The organism is Streptomyces sp. NPDC004658 (assembly GCF_040609555.1).
GTDB lineage: Bacteria > Actinomycetota > Actinomycetes > Streptomycetales > Streptomycetaceae > Streptomyces.
This window is the reverse complement of sequence record NZ_JBEXKG010000010.1, coordinates 27,440-52,942: the sequence shown is the minus strand read 5'-3', so window position 1 is coordinate 52,942 and position 25,503 is coordinate 27,440. Positions and strand designations below refer to the sequence as shown.

Here is a 25,503-nt window from a genome sequence, read left to right as displayed (position 1 = left end):
CCCCGCGCTACGCGGGCGGCCAGGCCGGGTGCGGGCTGCCGTGCCGCCGCGCCGACAGGCCCAGGGAGGCCGTGGCCGCGGCCAGGGTCATGGCGTACGACTCCACCGCCCGGCGCACGTTGGGGGCGTCGAGGGCGGACCCCGTGACCAGGCGGTCCAGGTCGACGTAGGCCGAGCGGACGAGCTCGATCCAGCGGTACACCCGCCAGTCCCGCTGCCAGTCCCGGGTGAAGCGCGGCGCCAGCCGGGTCTCCCAGCGGCGGAAGAGGCGGTCGCGGATCTCCGGACGGGTCGGGGTGAGGTGCATGTGCCGGACCAGGTCGTACAGCGGGTCCCCGACCAGCGCCATCTCCCAGTCGATGAGGGTGAGCGGCGGGCCGTCGTCGCGGCGCACCAGGTTCCAGGGGTTGAGGTCGCCGTGCAGCAGGGCGGAGTCGCGGTGCGTGACCCGGTGCCGGGCCAGGATCTCGCGCAGCCGGGGGGCGGCGGGCAGGCCGAGGAAGCGGGCCAGCCGCTGGGACTCCTTCGGCAGGCCGGCGACCAGCGCCACCAGCTGGTCGCTGAGCCAGTCGTAGAAGCCGGGCGGCCCGCCGACCGGGTCGAGCTCGGCGTGGTCGACCTCCGTCAGCGCGGCCAGCTGGTCGACCAGGCAGTCGGCCTCGTGCGGGCGCAGTCCGTGCACCGGGTGCTCGGGGCGGCGGCCGAGGTCGGCGGCGCCCTCGTAGGTGTGGACGGCGAAGCGGTCGCCCCGGTAGCCCACGGCGGGGTCGGTCGCGTGGCTCTCGCCCAGCGCCAGCACCCGGGGCGCGGCCACCGGCACCCCGGACCGCTCGATGGCCCGGAGCACGGCGTGCTCGCTGAGGAAGCCGGTCTCGCGGCGCAGGACGACGGTCGCCTCGCGGCGGACGACGACCGGGAACGGCGTGCCGGGCACCCGCAGCACCGTGTTCAGGTGCGCGGCCCCCTTGAACACCCGGCCGGCCGGGGCGGCGCCCTCCAGGACCAGTGCGTCGGCGACCGCCGCGCGCGGGAAGTCGGGGTGTTCGGGGACGCGCCGGTCCGCGGTCCAGCCGATGGCCCGCCGGCGCCGGCTGCCCGACGCCCCCCGCCGGAACAGGATCCGCTCGACCTCGTCCGCCTCGGGCACCCGGCCCAGCCGCAGCGGCCCGGCGGCGGCGTGCAGGGCGTCGTGGACGGTCTCCGTCGCCCGCGCCAGGCGCTCCGCGCCGAAGGACTCCTCCAGCGAGCGCGCGGCCCGGATCACATCGGCGTAGAGGGACTGGCCGTGCTCGAAGGCGAGGTAGTGCCGCAGGTCCCGGTCCAGGCCGGCGGTGGCGGCGGGCCGTACCCGGTGCACGGCCTCGCCCCAGGCGTCGACGACCTCGCGCCGCTGGTGCTCGGGGTAGCGCATGCGCACCAGGTGGACGGCGAGATCGTGCAACGGGTCGCCGTACCCGGCCAGTTCCCAGTCCACGCAGTGGACCGGGAACCCGGTACCGCCGGACGGCAGGACCAGGTTGCCGCGGTGCAGGTCGCCGTGGAGCAGCCCGTACGGCCGCCGGGTCATCGCCGGGACCCGGTCGGCGAACCGGGCCAGGGCGTCCTCGGGCACGCCGAGGGCCGTGAACAGGCCGCCGTACCGGTGCCGGTTGGGCCGGCGGATCTGCTGGTCGGCGAGGTGGGCCAGGGTGCGCAGGAAGCCCTGGGAGTCGGTGTGGTTGCGCGGCCAGTGGGCCGGGAGGGGCGGCAGGGCGCCGCCGCGCACCTGGACGATGGCGGCGAGCAGTTCCGCCAGATCCTTCAGCAGCGGTCCGTCGACCGGTTTGCCGGGCCCGCACACGTCGGCGAGGACGGCTCCTTCCACAAAGCTGTGGACGGCGTACCCGGGTCCGTCGGCCAGGCACTCCGGCACCCGGGGCAGCACCCGGTGCACCGCCCGCAGGATGTCCGGCTCGCCGGGCCAGGTCCGGATCACCACCGGCACCGCGTCGGGGCGCGGCACCCGCACGGTCACCAGGGTGCCCGGCTCCCGGCCCAGCAGCCCGGCCAGCGGCTCGGTCAGCTCGACGACGTGGTTGTGGTGGTGGAAGCCGCCGCTCGCCCCGCCCGCGGCGACGGCGCGGGCCACGAACTCCCGGACGACGGCATCCGTCCGGGCGGCACGGGGAACAGGCGGTGCGCCCACTGGCCGCTCCGGGGTCGGTCGTGCGAAAGGGAAGGGTCGGAAGGCCAGTCGAGCAGCCGCGCGGGTGGTCCGCCACTCGTCTGCGCCGGGCGGGCGCCCGGGGACCGGCTCGTCGCCGCTCCCTACGCACGGAGGCACGCACGCGTCGCAGTGAGGCGCGTGCGTCCGAGCGGTGACTCGGACGAGCCGAATGCTAGCCGACCCGGCGCCCCCTCCGGAGCATCATCAGCAGCGGCTCCAGCGACCGTACGACGAGTCCGGCGCCCGCCGCGCGCAGGCGCTTCTCCTTGCCCTCGCTGCGCGCGTAGCCCAGGAAGGGCACCCCGGCCTCGCGGGCCGCCTCCAGGTCCGCCAGGGAGTCGCCGATCATCAGGGCGGCGGCGGGGGCGGCGCCCATCGCGTTCAGGGCGCGGTTGAGGCAGTGCGGGTGCGGCTTGAGGTGGTGCAGGTCCTCGGTACGGCCGTAGAGGTGGGGGGCGAAGCAGCCGGCGGTGCCCCGCGAGTCGAGGTAGGCGCGGGCGGCGCGGGGCGAGTTGTTGGTGGTGACGGCGAGACGGGCGCCGACGGCCGTCCAGGTGCGGATCAGGGGGTCGGCGTAGGCGGTCGGCAGCGCGGAGGCCGCCGCCCGCACCTCCTCCTGGGTGAGCCGCTCCTCCAGTCCGGCGACGAGGTCGCTGCCGGGCCGCCGGCGGCCCACGGCCCGCAGGACGACCTGCGGGTCCAGCGTCTCCCGTTCGGTCTCGGTGAGCAGCCCGCGCAGGCCCTGCCCCTCCAGCCAGTGCACCAGGTCGGCGGCCACCCGCTCGGCCCGGTGCCGGGCGAAGAGCCGGCAGATCGGTCCGTCGAAGTCCCACAGCACGAACCGGGCGGATGTGATCAGTTCCCGAAGCTTCTCGTTCTCGCTCGCATCAATAGGCGCATCAGAAGTCGCATCAGAGGTCACTAGGAGAGTGTCAGGTCCGTCGTGATGGTTTCCCAGAGGGCGTCGAACCACTTCTGCGACTGCTCCACGAACGCCGCGTCCCGCTGACCGGCCCGCTTCTCGAAGGAGAAGAGCAGGGATTCGGAGCCGAGGGTGTCGTACATCTCCAGCGTCCCGCTCTCGGTGGGCTCCGCGCGGCGCGTGACCATGTAGTAGGCGTACAGCGCCTCCGCTCCGTTGAGCAGGTACAACTTCGCGGGAGGGGTGAACGGCAGCGCCCGGAAGGTGACGTGGACGTCGATGTCGTGGGTGCCGCGCAGGGCCTGGAGGTTGTACTGGAGCACCTGCCCCTGGGCGTTGCGCATGGCCAGCCACCGCTGGTGGACGGCGTCGTCGTCGCTGCCGGCGTCGACCGAGACCGGGAAGGCGAGGTTGATGTCCCGGGACGGCAGCAGGATGCGGACGTCGATCCGCTCCGGCCGCAGCCGGCCGTCGTGGATCAGGCGCAGCGGCTCGCCGAGGGCGGGGATCAGGCTCTGCGCGGTCAGGCAGACGGCGTCGATGCGCACGTGCGGCACGGCGAAGGCCGAGGTCAGCCGGGGCGCGAGGGCCACCATGGTGGGCTGCGGCTCCTCGCGCGCGGGGGCCGGTCCGGCGACCCGGGGCGGGCTGCCCTTGCTGACGTTGCTGAGCAGGCCGTCCTCCTGGAGCGCGCGCAGGGCCTGGCGTACGGCACCCCGCTCGACGCCGAACTCCTCGGCCAGCTCGGCCTGGGTGGGCAGCCGCTCGCCGACGCGCAGGACGCCCGCGCGGATGCGCGCGCGCAGGGTGTCGGCGATCTGCCGGGGCGTGAGCCGTCCGCTGCCGTTCACTGCCACGTTCTCCTGGGTCACGACCAAACGCTACAACCCTGATCCATCTACGGGGAGTTGTTGGAAAGTTGTTTGTAGATGCCGACCAAGTGGGGACAACTTAATCAGAGCTGGCTGCCAACTTGGCCAAGTTGGCAGACCGAAAGGGGGAACGTCCATGCCTGTCCTCGCGCTCCTCTCGGCCCTCTTCGTCGTCGGCTTCGAGCAGCTCGTCCAGTGGCGGTTCGGGGCCGCCGGCCTCGTCGGCCTGCTGCTGCTCACCGTCGGCGTCAAGGCCAAGAGCCCGGCCGTCAGCTCCGCCGGCGCGGTCCTGCTGGCGGTGCTCCTGGCCGGCCCCGCACTGTGACCCCGGCCGCGCCGGTCTAGGGAGTCAGCACCAGTTCCGAACTGATCGTCTCCCACAGCGCCTCGAACCACAGGCGCGACTGCTCCACGAACACCGCGTCCCGCTGCCCGGCCCGCCGCTCGAAGGCGAACAGCATGGACCGGGTGCCGTCGGCGTCGTACAGCTCCACGTGCTCGTCCTCGATCTCCCGCTCCCGGCGCCCCAGCGTGTAGTACGCGAACAGCGCCTCGGAGTCGCCCAGCAGGTACAGCTTCACCGGTGGGGTGAACGGCAGTGCCCGGAAGGAGACCTGGACGTCGATGCCGTGCGTGGTGCACAGCGCCAGCAGGTTCTGCCGCAGCACCAGGCCCTGGGCGTTGCGCTGGGCCAGCCAGCGCCGGTGCAGCAGACCGCCGTCGTCGGCGTCCACCGGCGTCGGGAAGGCCAGGTCGATGTCGCGGCTGGGCAGCAGCAGCCGCACCTCGATCTTGGCCGGTTTCAGCTGTCCCGCGTGGATCTGCCGGAGCGGCTCGCCGATCGCCAGGGTGAGCGAGACCGAGGTCAGGCAGAGGGCGTCGATCCGCACGTGCGGGGCGGCGAAGGCGGCGGCGATGCGCGGGGCGAGGCCCACCATGGTGGGCTGCGGCGGCGCGGCCGGGCCCGCCGGGAGGCGCGCCGGCCCCGGGACCGCCGCCACGGTGGCCGGGCTGCCCTTGGAAACGTTGGTGAGCAGCTGCTCCGACTGGAGGATGCGCAAGGCCTCCCGCACCGCGCCGCGTTCGACCCCGAACTCGTGGGCCAGCTTGGCCTGCGTGGGCATGCGCTGGCCCGGCCGCAGCACACCGGACCTGATCCGGCTGCGGAGTTCGTCGGCGATCTCGCGGTGGGACGAGCGGTGCCGCTGGGGCTCCGTCCGCCCATTGGCGGAGGCGTGCTCCGGGTCCACGAACAAACCCTACAACTTCCCGCCAACTTGCGGCAGTTCCCCGACAGCTGGTTATAAGCCGCATTGCAGCGGACATAAGTAGAGTGAAGTTGGCAACCAACTTGCTGGACATGGTCGAACTTCCCAGTGGTTGGCCGGTCGGGTTCCCCTCCGGAGGGGAGCCGGGAGCCCGGACAGGGGACGGCCACCGGAGCGCACAGCCACAACTGAACAGCGACATCTGAATACCGACATCGCACAGCCACAACTGAACAGCTCGCTACGGATGAAGAGCACCCGAAGGGAACCACAGCAGACAGGGCGCCGACCTCGAACGAGGCGGCGCCCTCTCGTCTACGCCCTGCCGGTCACATCAGCAGATCGTCCACCTGGGCCTCGCCCACCCGGTACCGGCGGGCGATCTCCCCGCTGCAGTCGTCGGCCGTACGCTGCAACCGCTGGCGGCGCCGCGAGACTTCCTGCTCGTAGCGGACCAACCGCCCCATGGCGGCGCTCAGTTCCAGGTCCGTACGCGCCGTCAGGTCCGACAGCTCGACCTCCGCGAGCATCTCGGCGGCCAGCTGCCCGTACTCCTCGTTGTGCGGGGTGCCGAGCGTGACATGGCGGGCCGAGGACCGCTGCCGGGCCGGGGCGTCCTTCAGGATCTCCGGGAGCCGGTCGACGACGGAGCCGTCCGCCGGCGCCGGCACGGACGCCCGGCCGCGCCGGCCCAGCTCCGCGCGCAGGATGTCGATCCGCCCCTGGAGCAGCCGCCGCACATAGCTGAGGTCCGCCTCGTCGCGCTGGGCGTCGCGGCGCAGGGTGCGCAGCTCGGGCAGGCTCAGCCGGGCCAGGTCGTGCTCGGGAGGCTCGGCGGGCAGCGCCGGGCCCGTGGTGCCGTCGGCGCGCTGGGCGGGCGGCCGGTACGTCCCCTGCGTCCCCAGCCGCCCGCTGGTACTCGGTGTGCTCATCTGCTTGTGACCGTCCCCTCGACCGGCGTGTGGGAAGCATCGTGCCACCCCAACCGGCCGCAATGTGACCGAGTGCCCCCGAACATCCCCAGATGGGCGGTAAGAGATCCATAGTGGACCCCGTGCGGGCTAGTGCGGGACACCGGGCATGATGGTCCGCATGCGTGCGGTGGTGCAGAGGGTGGACGGCGCGAGCGTCGTCGTGGACGGCGAGACGGTGGGCGCGATCGAGGGCGAGGGGCTGTGCGTCCTCGTCGGGGTGACCCATGAGGACACCAAGGAGAAGGCGGCGCAGCTGGCCCGCAAGCTGTGGACGATCCGGATGCTGCACGACGAGAAGTCGTGCAGCGACATCGGCGCCCCGCTCCTGGTGATCAGCCAGTTCACCCTCTACGGCGACGCCCGCAAGGGCCGTCGCCCCACCTGGAACGCGGCGGCCCCCGGCGATGTCGCCGAGCCCCTGGTCGACGAGGTGGTGGCCCAGCTGCGCGCCCTGGGCGCGACGGTGGCCACGGGCCGCTTCGGGGCCCGGATGAGGGTGTCCCTGACGAACGACGGGCCGTTCACGGTGCTGCTGGAGATCTAGGAGGGGGCTCCTCGACCCCGTACACGGCCGAAGGGCCGCACCCCCCACTGGCGTCCAACCCAGGGGATGCGGCCCTCAGCCGTCACTGAGCCCGTCACAGGCCGTCAAGCGGCTGCTCAGACCGCGATGGCGACCTCGGCCAGGCCGCCCTTCTGGGCGACGACCGTACGGTCGGCGGTCGCACCCGGCACCAGCGCCCGTACCGTCCACGTGCCCTCGGCCGCGTAGAAGCGGAACTGGCCGGTCGCGGAGGTGGGCACCTCCGCGGTGAACTCGCCGGTCGAGTCGAGCAGTCGGACGTATCCGGTCACCGGCTCGCCGTCGCGGGTCACCTGGCCCTGGATCGTGGTCTCACCGGGCTTGATCGTCGAGGCGTCCGGGCCGCCGGCCTTCGCTCCACACATGCATTTCTCCAGAGGGTGTCGGTCTGACCTGAAGGTCGGTCGGGGTTACTTGCCGGCGCCGAGCTCGATCGGCACGCCGACGAGGGAGCCGTACTCGGTCCAGGAGCCGTCGTAGTTCTTGACGTTCTCCACGCCGAGCAGCTCGTGCAGCACGAACCAGGTCAGGGCCGAGCGCTCACCGATGCGGCAGTAGGCGATCGTGTCCTTGGCGAGGTCCACGTTCTCCGCGGCGTACAGCTCCTTGAGCTCCTCGTCCGACTTGAAGGTGCCGTCGTCGTTGGCGTTCTTCGACCACGGGATGTTCTTCGCGGTCGGCACGTGGCCCGGGCGCTGCGACTGCTCCTGCGGCAGGTGCGCCGGGGCGAGCAGCTTGCCGGAGAACTCGTCGGGCGAGCGGACGTCGACGAGGTTCTGCGCGCCGATGGCCGCCACGACGTCGTCGCGGAAGGCGCGGATCGAGGTGTCCTGCGCCTTGGCCTTGTAGTCGGTCTTCGGGCGGTCGGGGACCTCGTCGCCGGCGACCAGCTCGCGGGCGTCCAGCTCCCACTTCTTCCGGCCGCCGTCGAGGAGCTTGACGTTCTCGTGGCCGTACAGCTTGAAGTACCAGTAGGCGTACGACGCGAACCAGTTGTTGTTGCCGCCGTAGAGGATCACCGTGTGGTCGTTGGCGATGCCCTTCTCCGACAGGAGCTTCTCGAAGCCCTCCTGGTCGATGAAGTCACGGCGGACCGGGTCCTGGAGGTCCTTGGTCCAGTCGATGCGGATCGCGTTCTTGATGTGGTTCTTGTCGTAGGCGGACGTGTCCTCGTCCACCTCGACGATCGCGATGGTCGGGTCGTCCAGGTGCTCCTGGAGCCAGTCGGCGTCGACCAGGACGTCGCTGCGGCTCATGCTCTTTCTCCTCCGGGGCAGTCGCGGCGGGGCGTGCGAGTAGAGAGGGGCGCGCTCGGTGCCGAGCGGCGCACGGATGCCCTGGCAGCAGGGCGGGTGAGACGCGGGAGCCGGGGCTTCCGCTCAGAAGGGGCGACAGAGCATGGCGGCAACGCGGCACAGGTCCACTGCCCGCCGCTTCGTGAGATCCGCCTGTCGCTTCATGGGCTCGATCGTAGGGACGTCCGGGCGGGCGTGTCACCGGTGTGTCACATGGCGAGATGGGATCGTCCGAATGGCGGAACACGCAAGGCGCCCGGAGGCCGTCCGACGGCCTCCGGGCGCTCGCTGTCGTCCTCGCATCTGCGCTACGGACGTGATCGTCTCGCCAGTCGGACAGGTCCCGAGCCTCAGGTCTCCTCGGGTCCGCCGGCCGCCGTGCCCCTACCCCGCCAGCTTGACGTCCGAACCCTTCACAGTGATCTGCACGCCCTTCGGCGCGGCCTCCACCTTGTCCAGCTTGATGCCGCCGGGAAGCCGGTCGATGGCCTGCTGGAAGTCGGTGATCTCGCGGATGCGGTCCTCGGCGACCGCGGCGGCACCCAGCTTCGGCAGGGAGTCCGCGTGCACCTCGACCTTGTTGTTCACCACGGCGACCGAGCTGAGCACGGACACCGTCTGCTTGATCCCGAGGGACGAGACGGTCCCCTCCACCGCGACCTTGATCTTCCCGTTGCCGCCGTCGGAGAGGCCCACGACCCGGGCCATGACGCCGGGGGCCACCTCGGTCGGCTCGGACTTGGCCGTCTTCAGCAGCTCGGCGTAGGAGATCGACGCCGTGCCGGTCGCGGTGGTCGCGGTGGCCGAGCTGTAGTCGCCGGAGAACTCGACGCCCTTCATGTCGGCCTTCAGATCGTCGATCCGGATGGTCTGGCCGGGCTTGCCGGTGGCCGCCTCGTAGTCCTTGATGCCGACCTCGACGTCGTCGAGCGAGCCGCCCGCGACCTGGGTGAGGAAGGGGAAGCCCTTGATGTCCACGCTCGGGGTCGAGGACAGGTTCTCGGTGGCCTTCAGCTTGTCCGCGGCCTCGCCCTCGGCGAAGTGCACTGCGACCCGGTCCACGACCACGAAGAGTCCGCCCAGGATCACGACGATGATCAGCAGTATTCGCAGGGCGCGCATGTGGTGGTTCCCCCGGGTCGGCGGCGGTGTACGGAATCCGGTACGGATACGTCACGGTAACCCCGGCGGGCCCGGTCCAAGGGAATTTGTGGATCAGTTGTGACAGGCCTCGCCGGACCTACAGTGGACGTATGTACGCCCGGCGTCGGCACATCTACTTCGCCATGATGGGGACCTGCATCGGCCTCTTCGTCCTGGCCTGGGGGGTCATCCGCATCTGGTCGGTTCCGGCGGCCGTCGGCATGTGCGTGGTCGCCATGGTCATCCCGCCGGTCGCCGCGATGATCGCCAACCGGCGCGGCCCCGAGGACCGCTGGTGGGACGACCCCTCCGGCGACCCCCAGTCCGACGAGTGGTGGGACGAACTGGACGGCAAGAAACGCCCGCGCTAGGAAGCCGGGCAGGGCGACCATCGGCCCGCCGCCCGCCCCCGAGGGCCTCGCCCGGCCTCCGAGACCGAGCGGGAGTACGTCCGTCCCGGGAGGGCGCCGTCCTCGCGCGGGCACCAGCCCGGAGACGACGTACGCGTGCTGCCCGGCCCGTCAGGGCACCCCATCTGCCTCTGGACGCGGGGGTGGCCCGGCGCAGCCGGCTCAGTAGACGAGCGCCTGTGTGTCCTCCGCCAGCGCCTCCTGCACGAAGACCTGCGCGCCCGCGATCCGTACGCCCTCGACGACGTCCTTCTCCGTGATCTCCCGGCGGGCGGCGCACTGCGTGCACAGCGTAACGCGTCCCGCGGCGAGGACCGACTCCAGCAGGTCGGGCAGCGGCGCGGCGTGCGGCAGCTCGAACTCCGCGGCCCGGCCCGGCAGCGCGAACCAGGACGACTCCCCGGTCAGCCACAGCGAGACCTCGACCCCGCTGGCCACGGCCACCGCGGCCACCGTGAACGCCTGCGAGCACCGCTCGGGGGCGTCCGCCCCGGCCGTCACCTTGATCACGAGCTTCTTCGCCATGCCGGAAGCGTAGCCCTCGGCGGCGGCGCCCCTCGGAAAGAGCGCCCCGGCCCGGCCGCGTAAGCTGGGCTGCGGCTCTGTCGTCCGCTCACCCTCGCTCAAGGAGCACCCGTGGAGATCTTCTTCGAAACCCTGCTGGTCCTGGTCTGCGTCGGCGTGCTCGCCTTCGCCGGTCTGACCGTGAAGAAGCTGTACCAGGGCCAGCGCTGATCCACACCCACGAAAGCTTGCGCTCATGATCGAGATCCCGTCCGACCTGCACAAGGACCTCGTCCCGCTCGCCTTCCTGCTCGGCAACTGGGCCGGTGCGGGCGTGCATGACTTCCCCGGCGCCGAGAAGTGCAACTTCGGGCAGGAGGTCAGCTTCACCCACGACGGCCGGGACTTCCTGGAGTACCACTCCCGCACCTGGGTGCTCGACCAGGACGGCAACAAGGTCCGCCCCCTGGAGTCGGAGTCCGGCTTCTGGCGGATCCGCCCCGACCGCAAGGTCGAGGTCACGATGACCCGCGACGACGGCGTGATCGAGATCTGGTACGGCGAGATGGCCGACAAGAAGCCGCAGATCGACCTGGTGACGGACGCCGTCGCCCGCATCGCCGACTCGCAGCCGTACAGCGGCGGCAAGCGGCTCTACGGCTACGTCAAGAGCGACCTGATGTGGGTGGGCGAGAAGCAGACCCCCGAGGTCCCGCTGCGCCCCTACATGTCCGCCCAGCTGAAGAAGGTCGTCACCCCCGAGGACGTCGAGCGCTGGGCGAAGGCCCTCCCCGACGACCTCCCGGACGACGGCATCGCCTTCTTCAAGTAGGCCGCCGGTCCGGGCGGTCCGCCCGCTTCCGGTGGGCCCGCGCCCGGTGGCTCTAGACTCGTCGGTGTGGTGAGCACCGACTGGAAGAGCGACCTCAGGCAGCGCGGCTACCGGCTGACGCCGCAGCGGCAGCTTGTCCTGGAAGCCGTGGACACCCTTGAGCACGCGACCCCCGACGACATCCTCGTGGAAGTGAGGAAGACGGCGTCGGGGGTCAACATTTCCACCGTCTACCGCACGCTGGAACTGCTGGAGGAGCTGGGCCTGGTCAGCCACGCCCACCTCGGGCACGGTGCCCCGACCTACCACCTCGCCGACCGCCACCACCACCTGCACCTGGTGTGCCGGGACTGCGACAACGTCATCGAGGCGGACCTGGACGTGGCCGCGGAGTTCACGGACAAGCTGCGCCGGCAGTTCGGTTTCGAGACCGACATGAAGCACTTCGCGATCTTCGGCCGGTGCCAGGACTGTTCCCTGAAGGGTTCAAGTACCACGTCGTAGGCTTGCGGTATGAAGAGCCCCCTGCTGTCCCTGCCCGGCGCCGTCCCCGCCGAGGGTGTGGACGAAGGTGTCGCCGCCCACTACGGCGACCTGTTCCGCGAACAGCGCGCCCTCGCCGACGGCACCGGTTTCGTCGACCTCTCGCACCGCGGTGTCGTCACCGTCAGCGGCGAGGACCGGCTGAGCTGGCTGCACCTGCTGCTCACCCAGCACGTCAGCGACCTCCCCGCGGGCGAGGCCACCGAGGCCCTGATCCTCTCCGCGCACGGTCACATCGAGCACGCGCTGTACCTGGTGGACGACGGCACGACCGTCTGGGCCCACGTGGAGCCCGGCACCCAGGACGCGCTGATCGCGTACCTGGAGTCGATGAAGTTCTTCTACCGGGTGGAGGTCGCCGACCGCACCGCCGACACCGCCGTGGTGCACCTGCCGGCCGGTTCGATCGCCGACGTCCCGGACGGCACCGTCGTACGCGAGACGCCGTACGGCCGTGACGTCTTCCTGCCCCGTGCCGGCCTGGAGGAGTTCGCCGCCTCCCACGGCCCCGCCGCGGGGCTCCTCGCCTACGAGGCGCTGCGCGTCGAGCAGCACCGGCCCCGGCTGGGCTTCGAGACCGACCACCGCACCATCCCGCACGAACTGGGCTGGATCGGCACGGCCGTACACCTCCAGAAGGGCTGCTACCGGGGCCAGGAGACCGTCGCCCGGGTGCAGAACCTGGGCAAGCCGCCGCGCCGGCTGGTCTTCCTGCACCTGGACGGCAGCGATGTCCATCTCCCGGTCCCCGGCACGGAGATCCGCATCGCGGACGAGGGCCCGGAGGGCCGCAGGATCGGCTTCGTGACGACGTCGGTACGGCACCACGAGCTGGGGCCGGTCGCGCTGGCGCTGGTGAAGCGGAACGTCCCGGTCGACGCGCGACTCCTCGCCGGAGAGACGGCGGCGGCACAGGAGGTCGTCGTCGAGCCGTAGGCCCCGCTCGTCGGATCACCCCGGCGCCGCGGGGCTCAGGCGGTGAGCGCGCCGGCCACCCGCTCGATCATGTCCTCCCGCGCGTTCAGCGCGGTCGGCGTGTAGGACAGCACGAAGCGGGTGGACAGGTCGCGGGTGGCGAACATGCGGGTGCGGTAGCCGTAGGTCTCCCCGGTCTTCCCCCAGAAGGTCGTGCCGTTCACCGTGGCCGCCTGCAGGCCCATGCTGTAGCGGGCCCGGGTGCCGTCCGTCATGCGCACGGTGGGCGGGGGCAGAGTGACCATCTTCCTCAGTGCCCGCTCCGGCAGGAGCACCCCGCTGAACAGGGCCTCCTGGAAACGGAAGAGGTCGTCCGCGGTGGAGACCAGTTCGCCCTCGCCCCAGGCGGCGGACTGGTCGTACACCGTGGCATCGCGCAGGCCGCCGTCCGTCATGCGCAGGAAGCCGTGGACGTGCGGGCCGCGCAGACGGGGGTCGTCGCCCGGTATCCGCGTGCCGGTCAGGCCCAGGGGCCGCAGGACCCGGGAGGCGATCACCTCGCCGTAGGGGCGCCCCGTCAGTTCCTCGATGAGGAGGGCGAGGAGCACGTAGTTGACGCCCCGGTACTCCTGTGCGTGGCCGGGAGGGAACTTCAGGGGGTCCCGCGTCACCGTGGCGACCAGGGCCCGCGGTGTCCAGTGGTCGAAGCGGTGGCGCAGGACCGCCTCCGGTGTGCCGAGGTCCGGCAGGCCCCGGTGGTCGGGCAGGCCGCTGGTGTGCTGGAGCAGGTGCGCCACCTCGACGCGGTCGAAGCGGGAGGGCAGGGCGAGGCCGGGAAGGCACCGCCGGATCGGGGCGCCGAGATCCACCCGGCCCTCCGCCCAGAGCCGCAGGACGACCGTGGCCACGAAGGCCTTCGTCACGCTGCCCGCGCGGAAGCGGTCGTCCGCCCCCGCGGGCCGGCCGCTCACCGGGTCCGCCGTGCCCGCGCTGCCGTACCAACGGCCGCCCCGCCGCTCCACGAGCAGCTGGGAGGCGGTCGCCTCCGGATGGGACAGATCGCTGATCGCGGCACGTAAGGCGGCGGGGTCGAGAGGGGCGGGGTCCATGGCGGCGCGGTCCGCGCCCGGTGCGGCCGACGCCGCAGCGGCGGAGCCGGCGGTGGCCGGCGCCAGAGCGGCGGCGGCGCCCATGCCCGTGAAGGCGCGGCGGGAGAGAGGAGTCATGGGACCGATCCTTCTCCCGCCCGCGCGCCGGGACATCGGGGATGCCCCCGAGGGAACCCTGGCCCGTCCCCGGTCTCAGCCCAGGGCGCGTCCCAGGACCCACACCACCGGTGCCGCCGCCGACAGGGGCAGGGCCACGCCGGCCGTGAAGTGGACGAAGCGGGACGGGTAGTCGTAACCGGCCACGCGGTGGCCGATCAGGGCGCACGCTCCGGCGGCGGCGCCCAGCAGCGCGCCCTTCGCGCCGAAGCCGGTCATGCCGCCCACGGCGATCCCCGCGCCCGCCGCCGCCAGCAGGGCGACCGCGACCGACGCCGGGGTCGGCAGGGGCAGCGCGCGGGCCAGGACCGCCACCGCGACCGCCGCCGCGCCGACCGAGACCGCGTGCGCGTCGGCGGCCAGGTACCCGGTGGCCAGCACGGCGAGCGCCGCGGAGGCCACCGTGGCCATCAGGCCGTACATCCGCTCGTCCGGCGAGGCGTGCGAGCGCAGCTGAAGGACGAGGGAGAGCAGGACCCAGAGGCCGAGCGGGCCGAGGATGGCCACCAGGGCGTGGTCGCGGCCCGCGGCCAGGACCGCCACGTCGGACGTCAGCGCGCCCGCGAAGGCCAGCGCGATGCCCTGCCGGGCGGGCCACATGCCGTTCAGCCGGAACCAGCCCGCGGCCGTCACCGCCTGGAGCACCACCAGCGGCACGACCAGGGCGTACGAGGCGACGGGTGCCGCCGCGGCGAGGAGCAGGCCCAGCACGGCGGTGAGCAGCGCGGGCTGCATGCCGGGCTCGATGATCGGGGAACGGCCCTCCAGGCGGGCCCGCTGGGCGTCGGTGATCCGCGCGTTGCCGGCCAGGGTGGCGGGCCCGTAGGCCGGCTCGGCCTCCGGGTCGGCCGGGGAGCCGGGCGAGGCCGCGGGGGCCGGTGCGGGTGCGGGGTCCGGCGGCGGCGCGTACGTGCCCGCGCCCGCGTGCGTCCCCCCGTACGTCCCGCCCTGCGCCTGCGCGTACGGTTCCGCGTACTGCTGGGGCTGCTGGGGCTGGTACCGCGGCTCCTGGTAAGAGGGCTGCTGCCCCGCCTGCTGGTACCCCGGCTGGTACCCGGGCTGGTACCCGGGCTGCTGGTACGGCTGCTGGTACCCGCCCTGCTGCTGTTCCCGCTGCGGCGGGTACGCCGTCTCCGCCGCCTGCACCGGCGCGTGCGTCTGCGTCTCCCAGGTCTGGCCCTGCCACTGCTGGGTGAGTTCGGGATCGTGGCCGGGCTGCCCGTGGTGCGGCTCCTGCGCGGGCCACTGCTGCTGGTAGGGGTCGTACCCCTCGTAGGGGCCGCCCTGATACGGCTGGTTGGTCATCGCTCACCCTCCTGCGAACGGCGGGAGCACCTCGACCGTGCCGCCCTCGGCCAGCCGTACCGTCTCATGCGCGCGGGTACCGACGGGGTCGCCGTCGACGAGGAAGGAGCATCGCTGCAGCACGCGGGTGAGTTCGCCGGGGTGCCGCGCGCGCACGGCGGCCAGCGCGTCGGCCAGCGTGTCCGCCTCGTACGGCTCCTCGGCGACCTGGGCCGCCGCCTTGGCGGCGGCCCAGTAGCGCACCGTGACCTTGGGCATCTGAATCCTCAATCGACGGCAGGGACAAGAACAAACAAGAGAACGATAAGGACAGTGTGGGTCAGGCTAGCCCGCCGCCGACACCGACCATTCCCCGATCCGGGCCATCAGGGCGTCGTCCGCCGCGTTCTCCGCGTGGCCCATGCCCGGCTCGACCCAGAGGTCGCCGTGCTCGCCCGCCGCCTCGGCGAGCATGCGGGGGTGGTCGAGCGGGAAGTAGCCGTCGCGGTCGCCGTGGACGATCAGGAGCGGGGTCGGGGCGATCTTCGGGACCGCCTGCACCGGGGAGAGCGGGACCGGGTCCCAGTCCCGGTGGTGGATGCGCGTGCGCAGTCCGTAGCGGCCGACCAGGCGCCCCTCGGGGCGGGTGACCAGCCAGTGCAGGCGGCGCATGGGGGCCGTGCCCCGGTAGTACCAGCGGGCCGGGGCGCTGACGGAGACGACGGCGTCCGTGCCCCCGTGCAGCGCCGCGTGCCGCAGCACCACCGAGCCGCCCATGGAGAAGCCGACGGTCGCCACGCGCGCGTGCCCGAGACCGCGCGCCCACTCCACGGCGGCGTCGAGGTCCAGCACCTCCTTGTCGCCGACCGTGGACCGCCCGCCGGAGCGGCCGTGGCCGCGGAAGGAGAAGGTGACGACGGCGCCGTGGCCGCGCAGGACGCCCGCCACCCGGCGCACGTGCGGGCGGTCCACGTCCCCGGTGAAGCCGTGCGCGATCACGAACACCACGTCACGGGAGGCAGGCCGGGAGGCGTCCGCGCGGGGGTCGTATACGACGGAGGGCGGATCGTATACGGAATCGATCGGAATTCCGTCGGCCGTGCGTAGAAACGTCCGGATAGAGCCCCGTCTGCCTGTCTCGCCCATCGGACGAACGGTGGAACCTGCCACATGACCTGCCGGACGGTTGCTCATGTGGGCTATTCTGCTGGGCAGAGGACTCGGGCAGCGCAGCCCCCGGGTCCTTTTGTGCTTTCGGAAGCGTTGTATACGAAGCGGGAAACCTCGGGTGACCGCCGGTGTACGGGGCCTTCGGGATCGCAGAGCAGTACCCGTCCGCACTGTCCTCGCAGGGACCGAGGAGGAACCAGACGTATGAGTTCTCTGCTGCTCCTGACCAACGCCCTCCAGCCGTCGACGGAGGTGCTTCCGGCCCTCGGCCTGCTCCTGCACAACGTGCGGGTCGCGCCGGCGGAAGGGCCCGCCCTGGTCGACACCCCGGGCGCCGACGTCATCCTGGTCGACGGCCGGCGCGATCTGCCCCAGGTGCGCAGCCTCTGCCAGCTGCTGCGGTCCACCGGCCCCGGCTGTCCGCTGATTCTCGTGGTCACCGAGGGCGGCCTCGCCGCCGTCACCGCCGACTGGGGCATCGACGACGTACTGCTGGACACCGCCGGTCCGGCGGAGGTGGAGGCGCGGCTGCGGCTCGCCATGGGACGCCAGCAGATCGTCAACGACGACTCGCCGATGGAGATCCGCAACGGCGATCTCTCGGTGGACGAGGCGACCTACAGCGCCAAGCTCAAGGGGCGGGTCCTGGACCTGACCTTCAAGGAGTTCGAGCTGCTCAAATACCTCGCCCAGCACCCGGGCCGCGTCTTCACCCGCGCCCAGCTGCTGCAGGAGGTGTGGGGCTACGACTACTTCGGCGGCACCCGCACGGTCGACGTGCACGTACGGCGGCTGCGCGCCAAGCTCGGCCCGGAGCACGAGTCGCTGATCGGCACCGTCCGGAACGTCGGTTATCGATTCGTTACTCCGGAGAAGACCGACCGGTCCGCCGAGGAGGCCCAGGCCAAGGCGAGCCGGGCAAAGCCGGAGGTTGCGGACACCACCGCCGCCCTGGAGGGCGCCGAGGTCCACGCCGAGGCGTAGCCCGCCGCAGCGGACGCATGAGCGGCGCCCGGGCGGGGCATCGTCTCGCACAGCCGCCATGTGATACGCCCTGCCCACAGCAGGTCAATCCGCGTAGACTCCGCGCGTGGCCAAGGTGACTCGGGATGACGTGGCACGGCTGGCTGGGACCTCCACAGCCGTCGTCAGTTATGTCATCAACAACGGACCCCGGCCGGTCGCCCCGGCAACGCGCGAGCGTGTCCTCGCCGCGATCAAGGAACTGGGGTACCGGCCCGACCGGGTCGCCCAGGCGATGGCCTCCCGGCGCACCGACCTCATAGGCCTCATCATCCCCGACGCCCGCCAGCCCTTCTTCGGCGAGATGGCGCACGCGGTCGAGCAGGCCGCCTCGGAGCGCGGGAAGATGGTCCTCGTCGGCAACACCGACTACATCGGCGAGCGCGAGGTCCACTATCTGCGCGCCTTCCTCGGCATGCGCGTCTCGGGCCTGATCCTCGTCTCGCACGCCCTGAACGACCTGGCCGCCGCCGAGATCGACGCCTGGGACGCCCGGGTGGTGCTGCTGCACGAGCGTCCCGAGGCCATCGACGACGTGGCCGTGGTGACGGACGACCTGGGCGGAGCCCAGCTCGCCGTGCGCCACCTGCTGGAGCACGGCTACGACTACGTCGCCTGCATGGGCGGTACGGCGCAGACGCCGGCCGTCGGCGACCCGGTCTCCGACCACGTCGAGGGCTGGAAGCGGGCCATGGCCGAGGCGGGCCTGTCCATCGAGGGCCGGCTGTTCGAGGCGCCGTACAACCGCTACGACGCCTACCGGGTGGCCCTGGACGTCCTGTCGGGTCCGCACCGGCCGCCCGCGATCTTCTGCTCCACCGACGACCAGGCCATCGGCCTGCTGCGGGCCGCGCGGGAGCTGCGCATCGACGTGCCCGGGCAGCTGGCGGTGGCGGGCTTCGACGACATCAAGGAGGCCGCGCTCGCCGACCCGCCGCTGACCACGGTCGCCTCCGACCGCTCGGCGATGGCCCGGGCGGCGGTCGACCTGGTGCTGGACGACGGGCTGCGGATCGCCGGGTCCCGGCGCGAGCGGCTGAAGACGTTCCCGTCGCGCCTGGTGCTGCGCACGAGCTGCGGCTGCAACTGATCCCGGGGGCCTCTTCGAAGAGGGGGGCCCCGGACCTTTCTTGATCCGGATCCCTCCAGATCCGGGTCCCTCTTGATCCGGGTCCCTCTTGATCCGGATCCCTCTTTATATCGGGCAAACGAGGTTCTGCCAGGCTTCTCAGGCGGCGCTCAGGAAGCTCTCATGATCACGGGGGACTCTTCTGTCATGACCGAGAGCCAGGGCACTTACGAGCAGCCGCACTCCTACTCCGCTCCCGTGAACCCCGAGTGGCCGCCCCCGCCGCCGTACCAGCCGGCGGTCGCGGCCCCCGAGCCCCGGAAGAAGCGCGCCCGGGGACCGATGGGGCTGCTCGCGGCGGTCGCGATCGTCGCGGCCGCGGTCGGCGGCGGCACGGCGTACGCCTTCCAGGAACTGACCGGCAAGGACACGGTCGCCACCGCCGGCAGCACCACCCCCGTGGTGCCGTCGAGCAAGAAGGGCGACGTCGCCGCCATCGCCGCCGCGGTCAGCCCGAGCGTGGTCGAGATCAAAGCGACGCTCCCGAACGCGTCCGCCACCGGCTCCGGTGTGATCATCACATCCAAGGGCGAGATCATCACCAACAACCACGTCGTCTCCGGAGCCACCTCGATCAAGGTGCGCACCAGCGACGGCAAGAGCTACGCCGCCGAGATCGTCGGCACCGACAGCTCCAAGGACCTCGCGCTGATCAAGCTCAAGGGCGCCTCCGGCCTGAAGGCGGCGGCGCTCGGTGACTCGGGCAGCGTCCAGGTCGGCGACACGGTCGTCGCGATCGGCTCGCCCGAGGGCCTGACCGGCACGGTCACCAGCGGCATCGTCTCCGCCCTGAACCGGGACGTCACCGTCCCCACCGAGGAGAGCCAGGGGCAGGGCCAGGACGGCGACGGGCAGTGGCCGTTCCAGTTCGGCGGCCGCGAGTTCAACGGCGACACCGGCTCGTCCACCACCACCTACAAGGCCATCCAGACCGACGCGCCCATCAACCCCGGCAACTCCGGCGGCGCGCTGATCGACGCGAGCGGTCACGTCATAGGCATCAACTCCGCGATGTACTCCTCCGCCTCGCAGGATTCCTCGTCCTCGGACGCGGGCAGCATCGGCCTCGGCTTCGCCATCCCCATCGACACGGTGAAGTCCGACCTGGCCAAGCTGCGGGCGGGCTCCGACAGCTAGCAACACCAAGTGCAAGGAGCAGGTCATGATCAAGCACGTCCCCCACCGGTTCAGTGAGCGTGGTCCGGCCGGCCTCAGCCTGGCCCTGTCCATCGTGTCCGAGCTGCACGTGCCGGTCCCAGCGCCCCGGGCCCCCGAGGTGGCCACGCCCGTGACGCCGGTCCCCCAGCTGATGGGTCTGCGCACCTCCGCCGCCCGTCCGCACCGCCGCAAGGTTCCGCTGCACCGCCTGAACACGGTCCGGGTCTGACCGGCACGCGTGTCCCCCGGCCCCCGGACATGGGACGCTGAGAGGCACCGACCACGGCCGGAAGACCCCGCTTCCGGCCGGAAGACACCGACCGCCCACCGCACCCCGAGGAAACGCGAGCGATGAGTCCCGCCGATGGCGACCGCGACCCCCAGCGCATCCTGATCGTCGACGACGAGCCGGCCGTACGCGAGGCCCTCCAGCGCAGCCTCGCCTTCGAGGGGTACGACACCGAGGTCGCCGTCGACGGCGCGGACGCCCTGGAGAGGGCCACGGCCTACCGGCCCGATCTGGTCGTGCTGGACATCCAGATGCCGCGCATGGACGGGCTGACCGCGGCCCGCCGCATCCGGGGTGCGGGGGACACCACCCCGATCCTCATGCTCACCGCCCGCGACACGGTCGGCGACCGCGTCACCGGTCTGGACGCGGGCGCCGACGACTACCTGGTCAAGCCCTTCGAGCTGGACGAGCTGTTCGCCCGCATCCGTGCCCTGCTGCGCCGCAGCTCCTACGCGGCGGCGGTGTCCGCCGAGGCCCAGCAGGACGAGGCGCTCACCTTCGCCGACCTGCGCATGGACCTCGCCACCCGGGAGGTGACGCGCGGCGGCCGGCCGGTCGAGCTGACCCGCACGGAGTTCACCCTGCTGGAGATGTTCATGGCCCATCCGCGACAGGTGCTCACCCGCGAGCAGATCCTGAAGGCGGTGTGGGGCTTCGACTTCGAGCCCTCCTCCAACTCGCTGGACGTCTACGTGATGTACCTGCGCCGCAAGACCGAGGCGGGCGGTGAGCCGCGCCTGGTGCACACCGTGCGCGGGGTGGGCTACGTCCTGCGGCAGGGCGGCGCCGAGTGAGGCAGCTGGCGCGCCGGTACCGGGCGCTGCCGCTGCGCGCGCGACTGGCCATGCTGGTCGCGGCGGCGGTGGCGTTCGCGGTGGCGGCGGTCTCGGTGACCTGCTGGTTCCTCGTGGAGCGGAAGCTGTACGACCAGCTCGACGAGGACCTTCAGAAGTCCCTGCGGAACACGACGCAGACGGACCAGTTGCAGTTCACCCTGGACAACTGCACGGACACCCCGCAGGCCAACAGCTTCCTGCTGCGCGACCGGTACAGCCAGGTGGTCACGGAGGACGGCACGGTCTGTCTCTTCGGGGGCGCCTCGGGCAAGATCAAGGTCACCCAGGCCGACAAGACCGAGATCAAGAACTTCGACCCCAGCATCCTCTACTTCCGCAACGGCAGCGACGACGAGGGCAACGAACTGCGGGTGCTCACCAAGCCCGTCGGTCCCACCGCCACGCCGAGCGGCGGGCGCGGACCCAACGTCGGCGTGCTCATCGCCGTACCGCTCAAGAGCACGCAGAAGACCCTCAACGACCTCGCCCTGGTCCTCCTGCTCGTCTCCGCCGTCGGTGTCGTCGGCGCCGGTGCCGCGGGCCTCGCCGTGGCGCGGGCCGGGCTGCGCCCCGTCGACCGGCTCACCGAGGCCGTGGAGCACGTGGCCCGCACCGAGGACCTGACCATCCGCATCCCGGTGGAGGACGTCAGCGAGGACGAGGTGGCCCGGCTGTCCCGCTCGTTCAACTCGATGACGGCCTCGCTGGCCAGCTCCCGCGACCTGCAGCAGCAGCTGATCGCGGACGCCGGCCACGAACTGCGGACGCCCCTGACGTCGCTCAGGACGAACATCGAACTGCTCACCCGCAGCGAGGAGACGGGCCGCCCGCTCCCGCCGGAGGACCGCAAGGCGCTGCTCGCCTCGGTGAAGGCACAGATGACCGAACTGGCCGCGCTGATCGGCGACCTCCAGGAGCTGTCCCGCCCGGAGGGGCAGCGCGGCGAGCGCGTCCAGGTGGTCGCCCTCCAGGACACCGTCGAGGCGGCGCTGCGCCGGGCCCGGCTGCGTGGCCCCGAGCTGTCGATCACGGCCGACCTCGAGCCCTGGTTCGTCCGGGCGGAGCCCTCCGCGCTGGAGCGGGCGATCGTCAACGTCCTGGACAACGCGGTGAAGTTCAGCCCCGAGGGCGGCACGGTCGAGGTGCGGCTCAGCGGGGGCGTGCTGACGGTCCGTGATCACGGTCCCGGCATCGCCGAGGACGAACTCCCGCACGTCTTCGACCGGTTCTGGCGCTCCCCCAGCGCCCGTGCCCTGCCGGGTTCGGGCCTCGGCCTGTCCATCGTCGCCCGTACGGTGAAGCAGGCGGGCGGCGACGTCCGTCTGGCCCCCGCCGAGGGCGGCGGCACGGTGGCGACGATACGGCTGCCGGGAGCACCTGTTCCGCCGCCGGAGACACCGGCCGGCTGATCCCGGCGCCCTCAGTCGGGCCTGCGCATGGCGCGCAGGCGCTCGATCTGGGTGTGGCTGAGGTCGTTCGCCCGGCGCATGTGCCGGGTGATCGCCCTCAGCTCGTCCTCGCTGTGGTCGTCCAGGAGGGTCTGCCAGGTCCGGCCGAGGTCGTCCCACAGCGCGGTGACGCGGGCGAGGCGCTCCGGTACGGGGGTGACCAGGACACGGCGGCGGTCCTGCCGGTCGGGGGTGCGGGTGACGTATCCGCCGCGTTCCAGCCGGTCCACGAGGCGGGTGGCCGAGCCGGTGGTCAGACCGGTGCGGTCGGCGATCTGCCTGACGGTGAGCGGTTCCGGCTCGGCGGTCAGCAGGCTCAGGCACTGCACGTCGGTCGGGTGCAGGCCGAGGTTGTCGGCGACGGCCTGGTTGAACAGCACGTAGGCGGCCAGGTAGCGCCGGGACTCCAGGGCCAGCTCCTCGTACAGGCGGGCCCGGCCGGGGTCTGTCACGTCTGTCACGGGGGTCTCCTCACCCAAATTACTGCGCGGCGCAGTAAATGGTGCCCTAATCTGCTGCGTGACGCAGTCAATGCGCCACACAGTGATCGTACCGACCAGGGGGAGACCCATGCTCACCGTCGCCGTCACCGGCGCCACCGGTGCCCAGGGCGGGGCCACCGCCCGCGCCCTGCTGGGCGCCGGCCACCACGTCCGCGCCCTGACCCGCCACCCCGGCTCACCGGCCGCCGAGGCGCTGCGCCGCCTGGGCGCCGAGGTCCGCCGCGCCGACTTCGACGACCCCGCCTCGCTCGTCGCGGCCCTCGCCGGCGCCGACGCGCTCTTCGCGGTGACCACCCCGTTCGGCACCGGCACCGGGACGGAGGTGCGGCAGGGCACGGCCCTCGTCGACGCGGCGGCCGGAGCCCGCCTCGGTCATGTGGTGCTCACCTCCGCCGCCCACGCCGACCGCGGCACCGGCGTCCCGCACTTCGAGAGCAAACGGGCGGTCGAACAGCACCTGCGCGCCTCCGGCCTGCCCTGGACGGTGATCGCCCCGGCCGCGTTCATGGACAACTACGCCGGCGGCTGGACCCTCGACGGGCTGCGCACCGGCGTCTTCGCCTGGCCCATGCCGGCCGACCGGCCGCTCGCGCTCATCCCCGCCGCCGACATCGGCGCGTTCGCCGCGCTGGTCCTCCAGCGCCCGGACGACTTCGCGGGCCGGCGCATCGACCTCGCCTCCGACACGTGCACCCCCGCGCAGATCGCGGCCACCCTCGGCACCGCCCTGGGCCGCCCGGTCGCCCACGCACAGCCGCCCCTCAGCCAGGTCCGCGCCCACTCCGCCGACCTGGCGGCGATGTTCGCCTACTTCACCGACCCGGGCCTCGACGTCGACGTCACCGGCCTGCGCGACGCCCACCCCGAGATCGCCTGGCACACGTTCGCGGACTGGGCCGGCGAGCAGGACTGGACGGCCCTGCTGGGCCGCTGACCGCGGCGACCGCGGTTCAGCACCCCGCCCGGAGGAGCCGGCGCGGGCGGACGGGCGGCACCGCGGACTCCTGTCCACAGCTGTGGACAACGCGGCGGGAGGCGGCCGGGACACCCGCCCGCGCCGCCTCCGCCGGTACCGCCGGTCCTACCGCACGACCGTGATCCGGTCCGCCTTCGGCGGTGCGATCGGGGACGTGGCCGACGAGTTGGCCGTCAGGTACTTCTCCAGGGCCGTCAGATCGTCCGCGCCGACCAGGTCTCCCGTGCCCTGAGCCAGGGTGGGGAAGCCGTCGCCGCCGCCCGCGAGGAAGCTGTTGGTGGCGACCCGGTAGGTGGCCGACGGGTCGATCGGGGCGCCGTTCAGGCGGATCGAGTCGGTGACCACGCGGTCCGCGCCGGACTTGGTGAGGTCCAGGGTGTAGGTGAGCCCGGCGGACGGCTGGAGGATCTTCGGGGCCGCCGCGTTGGCTCCGCTCACCTGCTCCTTGAGGACCTGGATCAGCTGGGCACCGGTGAAGTCCTGGAGGTTCACCGTGTTGGCGAACGGCTGGACCGTGAAGCCCTCGGCGTAGGTGACCACGCCGTCGCCCTCCGCTCCCTTGGCCGCGTAGGTGAGGCCCGCCCGGACCCCGCCCGGGTTCATCAGGGCCAGGCTGGTCCTCGGGTCCAGTTCCCGGCCGTGGGCGAGCTGCGCGTCGGCGATCAGGTCGCCCATCGGGGACTCGGTGCCAGTGTTGTTGATGTCGGCGGAGATCCAGCCGATGGGGCGGTTGCCGATCGGGGCGGCCAGGGTGTTCCAGCGCGAGATCAGATCGGTCATGTCCGGCGCCTTGGGGACGTCCCGGGTGACCACGTGGTTCGCCGACTTCACCGCCGTACGCGCGATGTCGCCGGTGCGGCGGTCGTACGTCAGCGTGGTGTCCGTGTAGAGGCGGCCGAAGGAGGACGCCGAGGTGACCATGCGGGGGCGGCCCGACGGGTCCGGGACGGTGCAGACGTACGCCTGGTGGGTGTGGCCGGTGACCAGGGCGTCCACCGCCGGGGTCACGTTCTTGGCGATGTCCACGATCGGGCCGGAGATGCCGCTGCCCGCGCCCGGGGAGTCGCAGTCGTAGTTGTAGGAGCCGGAGGCCGGGTAGCCGCCCTCGTGGATCAGGGCCACGATCGACTGCACGCCCTGGCGCTGGAGCACCTTGGCGTACTTGTTGATGGTCTCGGCCTCGTCCTTGAAGGTCAGGCCCTTGACGCCGTCGGCGGAGACGATGCCCGGGGTGCCCTCCAGGGTGACCCCGATGAAGCCGATCCTGACGTCGTCCTTCTTCCAGACCCAGTACGGCTTCAGGATCGGCTTGCCGGTCTTCTCGTCCTGGACGTTCGCGGCCAGGTACGGGAAGTCGGCGCCCTGGAACTCCTGGTCCGTGTAGCAGCCGTCCGTGGGGTGGCAGCCGCCGTTCTGCAGGCGGGCCAGCTCCCTCGCGCCCTCGTCGAACTCGTGGTTGCCGACCGAGGTGACGTCCAGGTCCAGCTTGTTCAGCGCCTCGACGGTGGGCTCGTCGTGGAAGAGGCCCGACAGCAGCGGGGAGGCGCCGACCAGGTCGCCGCCGGCCGCGGTGATCGAGTACGGGTGGCCCGTGCGGGCCTGGCGGAGGTGGGTCGCGAGGTACTCGACACCGCCCGCGTCGATCGTCTTCGTCGTGCCGTCCGGCTGGAGTTCGGTGACCCGGCCGGAGGAGCCGGACGGGGGCTCCAGGTTGCCGTGCAGGTCGTTGAAGGAGAGCAGCTGGACGTCCTGGTAGCGGCCCGGACGGTGGTGGCTCTCGTGCGCGTCCGCCGGGAGCGCGGCGGTCAGCGCCGCGGCCGTGGCGAGAGAGGCTGCGCTCGCGAGAAGGGCGTACGTACGACGTCCGGTGCGCCGGGGCGCGGCTGGCATGGGACCCCCCTGTGGGTCGGCTGTGGTGGCTCGGCGCAGCCTAAAGTCAACGCGCGTAGCAC

The 25,503-nt window shown here is 72.2% G+C and carries 29 protein-coding genes; 13 read left to right on the top strand and 16 right to left on the bottom strand.

Features of this window, described 5'->3' with window-relative positions; all coding sequences use genetic code 11:
- Window positions 1-7: 7 nt before the first annotated feature.
- The 3 genes from ABZV94_RS06585 to ABZV94_RS06575 form a co-directional block, all read right to left on the bottom strand.
- The gene (locus tag ABZV94_RS06585) at window positions 8-2,185 is read right to left on the bottom strand and encodes an aminoglycoside phosphotransferase family protein (RefSeq protein WP_356337875.1); all 2,178 of its coding nucleotides are present in this window, start codon (window positions 2,183-2,185) and stop codon (window positions 8-10) included.
- Between the two features lie 193 nt (window positions 2,186-2,378).
- On the bottom strand, window positions 2,379-3,128 hold the full coding sequence (locus ABZV94_RS06580; protein WP_356337874.1) for an HAD-IA family hydrolase: 750 nt from the start codon (window positions 3,126-3,128) through the stop codon (window positions 2,379-2,381).
- A complete protein-coding gene (locus ABZV94_RS06575) occupies window positions 3,128-4,006 on the bottom strand; it encodes a winged helix-turn-helix domain-containing protein (protein WP_356337872.1) in 879 nt (292 codons plus the stop codon). The genes ABZV94_RS06580 and ABZV94_RS06575 overlap by 1 nt, the downstream gene beginning before the upstream one ends.
- 130 nt (window positions 4,007-4,136) lie before the next feature.
- On the opposite strand from ABZV94_RS06575, the gene ABZV94_RS06570 reads away from it, so the two are divergent.
- On the top strand, window positions 4,137-4,325 hold the full coding sequence (locus ABZV94_RS06570) for a hypothetical protein (protein ID WP_014673494.1): 189 nt from the start codon (window positions 4,137-4,139) through the stop codon (window positions 4,323-4,325).
- Between the two features lie 16 nt (window positions 4,326-4,341).
- Here ABZV94_RS06570 and ABZV94_RS06565 read toward each other — a convergent pair whose 3' ends face one another.
- Window positions 4,342-5,256: a winged helix-turn-helix domain-containing protein gene (locus tag ABZV94_RS06565; RefSeq protein WP_356337870.1), complete on the bottom strand. Its 915-nt coding sequence runs from the start codon at window positions 5,254-5,256 to the stop codon at window positions 4,342-4,344.
- Window positions 5,257-5,597: 341 nt separating this feature from the next.
- Window positions 5,598-6,200, bottom strand: a complete 603-nt coding sequence (locus ABZV94_RS06560) for an aerial mycelium formation protein (protein WP_103809670.1) — start codon at window positions 6,198-6,200, stop codon at window positions 5,598-5,600.
- A 160-nt stretch (window positions 6,201-6,360) separates the two neighbouring features.
- On the opposite strand from ABZV94_RS06560, the gene dtd reads away from it, so the two are divergent.
- Window positions 6,361-6,786, top strand: coding sequence for a D-aminoacyl-tRNA deacylase (gene dtd, locus ABZV94_RS06555; RefSeq protein WP_356337868.1), 426 nt, complete (start codon window positions 6,361-6,363; stop codon window positions 6,784-6,786).
- A 116-nt stretch (window positions 6,787-6,902) separates the two neighbouring features.
- Here the strand turns inward: dtd and ABZV94_RS06550 are convergent, their stop codons facing one another.
- From ABZV94_RS06550 to ABZV94_RS06535, 4 genes are all read right to left on the bottom strand, one after another.
- Window positions 6,903-7,190 (bottom strand): DUF1416 domain-containing protein, encoded by a 288-nt coding sequence (locus ABZV94_RS06550; RefSeq protein ID WP_028421436.1) that lies wholly within the window; start codon window positions 7,188-7,190, stop codon window positions 6,903-6,905.
- Between the two features lie 45 nt (window positions 7,191-7,235).
- Entirely contained in the window at window positions 7,236-8,081 is an 846-nt protein-coding gene (locus ABZV94_RS06545) for a sulfurtransferase (protein WP_356337865.1), read from the bottom strand.
- Between the two features lie 123 nt (window positions 8,082-8,204).
- Window positions 8,205-8,285, bottom strand: a complete 81-nt coding sequence (locus ABZV94_RS06540; RefSeq protein ID WP_350751515.1) for an Ms5788A family Cys-rich leader peptide — start codon at window positions 8,283-8,285, stop codon at window positions 8,205-8,207.
- A 219-nt stretch (window positions 8,286-8,504) separates the two neighbouring features.
- Complete coding sequence (locus tag ABZV94_RS06535; RefSeq protein ID WP_356337863.1) at window positions 8,505-9,242, bottom strand: DUF2993 domain-containing protein; 738 nt, start codon at window positions 9,240-9,242, stop codon at window positions 8,505-8,507.
- Between the two features lie 131 nt (window positions 9,243-9,373).
- Between ABZV94_RS06535 and ABZV94_RS06530 the strand changes: the two genes are divergently transcribed.
- A complete protein-coding gene (locus ABZV94_RS06530; RefSeq protein ID WP_030653595.1) occupies window positions 9,374-9,634 on the top strand; it encodes a DUF3099 domain-containing protein in 261 nt (86 codons plus the stop codon).
- A 201-nt stretch (window positions 9,635-9,835) separates the two neighbouring features.
- Here the strand turns inward: ABZV94_RS06530 and ABZV94_RS06525 are convergent, their stop codons facing one another.
- Window positions 9,836-10,198 carry a DsrE family protein gene (locus tag ABZV94_RS06525; RefSeq protein WP_171155039.1) on the bottom strand — a complete coding sequence of 121 codons (363 nt, stop codon included), beginning with the start codon at window positions 10,196-10,198 and terminating at the stop codon, window positions 9,836-9,838.
- 235 nt (window positions 10,199-10,433) lie between these two features.
- Between ABZV94_RS06525 and ABZV94_RS06520 the strand changes: the two genes are divergently transcribed.
- The 3 genes from ABZV94_RS06520 (at window position 10,434) to ABZV94_RS06510 (ending at window position 12,488) form a co-directional block, all read left to right on the top strand.
- A complete protein-coding gene (locus ABZV94_RS06520; protein ID WP_356337860.1) occupies window positions 10,434-11,009 on the top strand; it encodes an FABP family protein in 576 nt (191 codons plus the stop codon).
- Between the two features lie 66 nt (window positions 11,010-11,075).
- Window positions 11,076-11,513: a transcriptional repressor gene (locus ABZV94_RS06515; protein WP_356337858.1), complete on the top strand. Its 438-nt coding sequence runs from the start codon at window positions 11,076-11,078 to the stop codon at window positions 11,511-11,513.
- Window positions 11,514-11,522: 9 nt separating this feature from the next.
- On the top strand, window positions 11,523-12,488 hold the full coding sequence (locus tag ABZV94_RS06510; RefSeq protein ID WP_356337856.1) for a folate-binding protein: 966 nt from the start codon (window positions 11,523-11,525) through the stop codon (window positions 12,486-12,488).
- 35 nt (window positions 12,489-12,523) lie between these two features.
- On the opposite strand, the gene ABZV94_RS06505 is transcribed toward ABZV94_RS06510, so the two are convergent.
- The 4 genes from ABZV94_RS06505 to ABZV94_RS06490 form a co-directional block, all read right to left on the bottom strand.
- Window positions 12,524-13,693 (bottom strand): serine hydrolase domain-containing protein, encoded by a 1,170-nt coding sequence (locus ABZV94_RS06505; RefSeq protein WP_356337853.1) that lies wholly within the window; start codon window positions 13,691-13,693, stop codon window positions 12,524-12,526.
- A gap of 75 nt (window positions 13,694-13,768) precedes the next feature.
- The gene (locus ABZV94_RS06500; RefSeq protein WP_356337851.1) at window positions 13,769-15,037 is read right to left on the bottom strand and encodes a hypothetical protein; all 1,269 of its coding nucleotides are present in this window, start codon (window positions 15,035-15,037) and stop codon (window positions 13,769-13,771) included.
- A 3-nt stretch (window positions 15,038-15,040) separates the two neighbouring features.
- On the bottom strand, window positions 15,041-15,295 hold the full coding sequence (locus tag ABZV94_RS06495; protein WP_161298355.1) for a MoaD/ThiS family protein: 255 nt from the start codon (window positions 15,293-15,295) through the stop codon (window positions 15,041-15,043).
- Between the two features lie 66 nt (window positions 15,296-15,361).
- Window positions 15,362-16,210 (bottom strand): alpha/beta fold hydrolase, encoded by an 849-nt coding sequence (locus ABZV94_RS06490; RefSeq protein ID WP_356337848.1) that lies wholly within the window; start codon window positions 16,208-16,210, stop codon window positions 15,362-15,364.
- Window positions 16,211-16,390: 180 nt separating this feature from the next.
- On the opposite strand from ABZV94_RS06490, the gene ABZV94_RS06485 reads away from it, so the two are divergent.
- The 6 genes from ABZV94_RS06485 to ABZV94_RS06460 all read left to right on the top strand — a co-directional run bounded on the left by ABZV94_RS06485 (window position 16,391) and on the right by ABZV94_RS06460 (window position 22,033).
- Window positions 16,391-17,170: a response regulator transcription factor gene (locus ABZV94_RS06485; protein WP_356337846.1), complete on the top strand. Its 780-nt coding sequence runs from the start codon at window positions 16,391-16,393 to the stop codon at window positions 17,168-17,170.
- Between the two features lie 106 nt (window positions 17,171-17,276).
- A complete protein-coding gene (locus ABZV94_RS06480; protein WP_356337843.1) occupies window positions 17,277-18,299 on the top strand; it encodes a LacI family DNA-binding transcriptional regulator in 1,023 nt (340 codons plus the stop codon).
- Window positions 18,300-18,485: 186 nt separating this feature from the next.
- Window positions 18,486-19,475 (top strand): trypsin-like peptidase domain-containing protein, encoded by a 990-nt coding sequence (locus ABZV94_RS06475; RefSeq protein WP_356337841.1) that lies wholly within the window; start codon window positions 18,486-18,488, stop codon window positions 19,473-19,475.
- Between the two features lie 25 nt (window positions 19,476-19,500).
- Entirely contained in the window at window positions 19,501-19,725 is a 225-nt protein-coding gene (locus ABZV94_RS06470) for a hypothetical protein (RefSeq protein WP_356337840.1), read from the top strand.
- Window positions 19,726-19,847: 122 nt separating this feature from the next.
- Window positions 19,848-20,582, top strand: coding sequence for a response regulator transcription factor (locus tag ABZV94_RS06465; RefSeq protein WP_356337837.1), 735 nt, complete (start codon window positions 19,848-19,850; stop codon window positions 20,580-20,582).
- A complete protein-coding gene (locus tag ABZV94_RS06460; protein WP_356337835.1) occupies window positions 20,579-22,033 on the top strand; it encodes a HAMP domain-containing sensor histidine kinase in 1,455 nt (484 codons plus the stop codon). Before ABZV94_RS06465 ends, ABZV94_RS06460 begins: the two co-directional genes overlap by 4 nt.
- Window positions 22,034-22,044: 11 nt before the next feature.
- Here ABZV94_RS06460 and ABZV94_RS06455 read toward each other — a convergent pair whose 3' ends face one another.
- A complete protein-coding gene (locus tag ABZV94_RS06455) occupies window positions 22,045-22,533 on the bottom strand; it encodes a MarR family transcriptional regulator (RefSeq protein WP_356337833.1) in 489 nt (162 codons plus the stop codon).
- A gap of 109 nt (window positions 22,534-22,642) precedes the next feature.
- On the opposite strand from ABZV94_RS06455, the gene ABZV94_RS06450 reads away from it, so the two are divergent.
- Window positions 22,643-23,509 (top strand): NmrA/HSCARG family protein, encoded by an 867-nt coding sequence (locus ABZV94_RS06450; protein ID WP_356337831.1) that lies wholly within the window; start codon window positions 22,643-22,645, stop codon window positions 23,507-23,509.
- A 147-nt stretch (window positions 23,510-23,656) separates the two neighbouring features.
- Here ABZV94_RS06450 and ABZV94_RS06445 read toward each other — a convergent pair whose 3' ends face one another.
- Entirely contained in the window at window positions 23,657-25,441 is a 1,785-nt protein-coding gene (locus ABZV94_RS06445) for a bifunctional metallophosphatase/5'-nucleotidase (RefSeq protein WP_356337829.1), read from the bottom strand.
- Window positions 25,442-25,503 lie beyond the last annotated feature (62 nt).

Coding starts and splice junctions, on each gene's coding strand:
- ABZV94_RS06510 (WP_356337856.1), top strand. CDS start 11,523: ATGAAGAGCCCCCTGCTGTCCCTGCCCGGCGCCGTCCCCGCCGAGGGT.
- ABZV94_RS06545 (WP_356337865.1), bottom strand. CDS start 8,081: ATGAGCCGCAGCGACGTCCTGGTCGACGCCGACTGGCTCCAGGAGCAC.
- ABZV94_RS06500 (WP_356337851.1), bottom strand. CDS start 15,037: ATGACCAACCAGCCGTATCAGGGCGGCCCCTACGAGGGGTACGACCCC.
- dtd (WP_356337868.1), top strand. CDS start 6,361: ATGCGTGCGGTGGTGCAGAGGGTGGACGGCGCGAGCGTCGTCGTGGAC.
- ABZV94_RS06465 (WP_356337837.1), top strand. CDS start 19,848: ATGAGTCCCGCCGATGGCGACCGCGACCCCCAGCGCATCCTGATCGTC.
- ABZV94_RS06490 (WP_356337848.1), bottom strand. CDS start 16,210: ATGAGCAACCGTCCGGCAGGTCATGTGGCAGGTTCCACCGTTCGTCCG.
- ABZV94_RS06525 (WP_171155039.1), bottom strand. CDS start 10,198: ATGGCGAAGAAGCTCGTGATCAAGGTGACGGCCGGGGCGGACGCCCCC.
- ABZV94_RS06475 (WP_356337841.1), top strand. CDS start 18,486: ATGACCGAGAGCCAGGGCACTTACGAGCAGCCGCACTCCTACTCCGCT.
- ABZV94_RS06520 (WP_356337860.1), top strand. CDS start 10,434: ATGATCGAGATCCCGTCCGACCTGCACAAGGACCTCGTCCCGCTCGCC.
- ABZV94_RS06530 (WP_030653595.1), top strand. CDS start 9,374: ATGTACGCCCGGCGTCGGCACATCTACTTCGCCATGATGGGGACCTGC.
- ABZV94_RS06535 (WP_356337863.1), bottom strand. CDS start 9,242: ATGCGCGCCCTGCGAATACTGCTGATCATCGTCGTGATCCTGGGCGGA.
- ABZV94_RS06470 (WP_356337840.1), top strand. CDS start 19,501: ATGATCAAGCACGTCCCCCACCGGTTCAGTGAGCGTGGTCCGGCCGGC.
- ABZV94_RS06540 (WP_350751515.1), bottom strand. CDS start 8,285: ATGAAGCGACAGGCGGATCTCACGAAGCGGCGGGCAGTGGACCTGTGC.
- ABZV94_RS06550 (WP_028421436.1), bottom strand. CDS start 7,190: ATGTGTGGAGCGAAGGCCGGCGGCCCGGACGCCTCGACGATCAAGCCC.
- ABZV94_RS06495 (WP_161298355.1), bottom strand. CDS start 15,295: ATGCCCAAGGTCACGGTGCGCTACTGGGCCGCCGCCAAGGCGGCGGCC.
- ABZV94_RS06450 (WP_356337831.1), top strand. CDS start 22,643: ATGCTCACCGTCGCCGTCACCGGCGCCACCGGTGCCCAGGGCGGGGCC.
- ABZV94_RS06570 (WP_014673494.1), top strand. CDS start 4,137: ATGCCTGTCCTCGCGCTCCTCTCGGCCCTCTTCGTCGTCGGCTTCGAG.
- ABZV94_RS06445 (WP_356337829.1), bottom strand. CDS start 25,441: ATGCCAGCCGCGCCCCGGCGCACCGGACGTCGTACGTACGCCCTTCTC.
- ABZV94_RS06485 (WP_356337846.1), top strand. CDS start 16,391: ATGAGTTCTCTGCTGCTCCTGACCAACGCCCTCCAGCCGTCGACGGAG.
- ABZV94_RS06505 (WP_356337853.1), bottom strand. CDS start 13,693: ATGACTCCTCTCTCCCGCCGCGCCTTCACGGGCATGGGCGCCGCCGCC.
- ABZV94_RS06560 (WP_103809670.1), bottom strand. CDS start 6,200: ATGAGCACACCGAGTACCAGCGGGCGGCTGGGGACGCAGGGGACGTAC.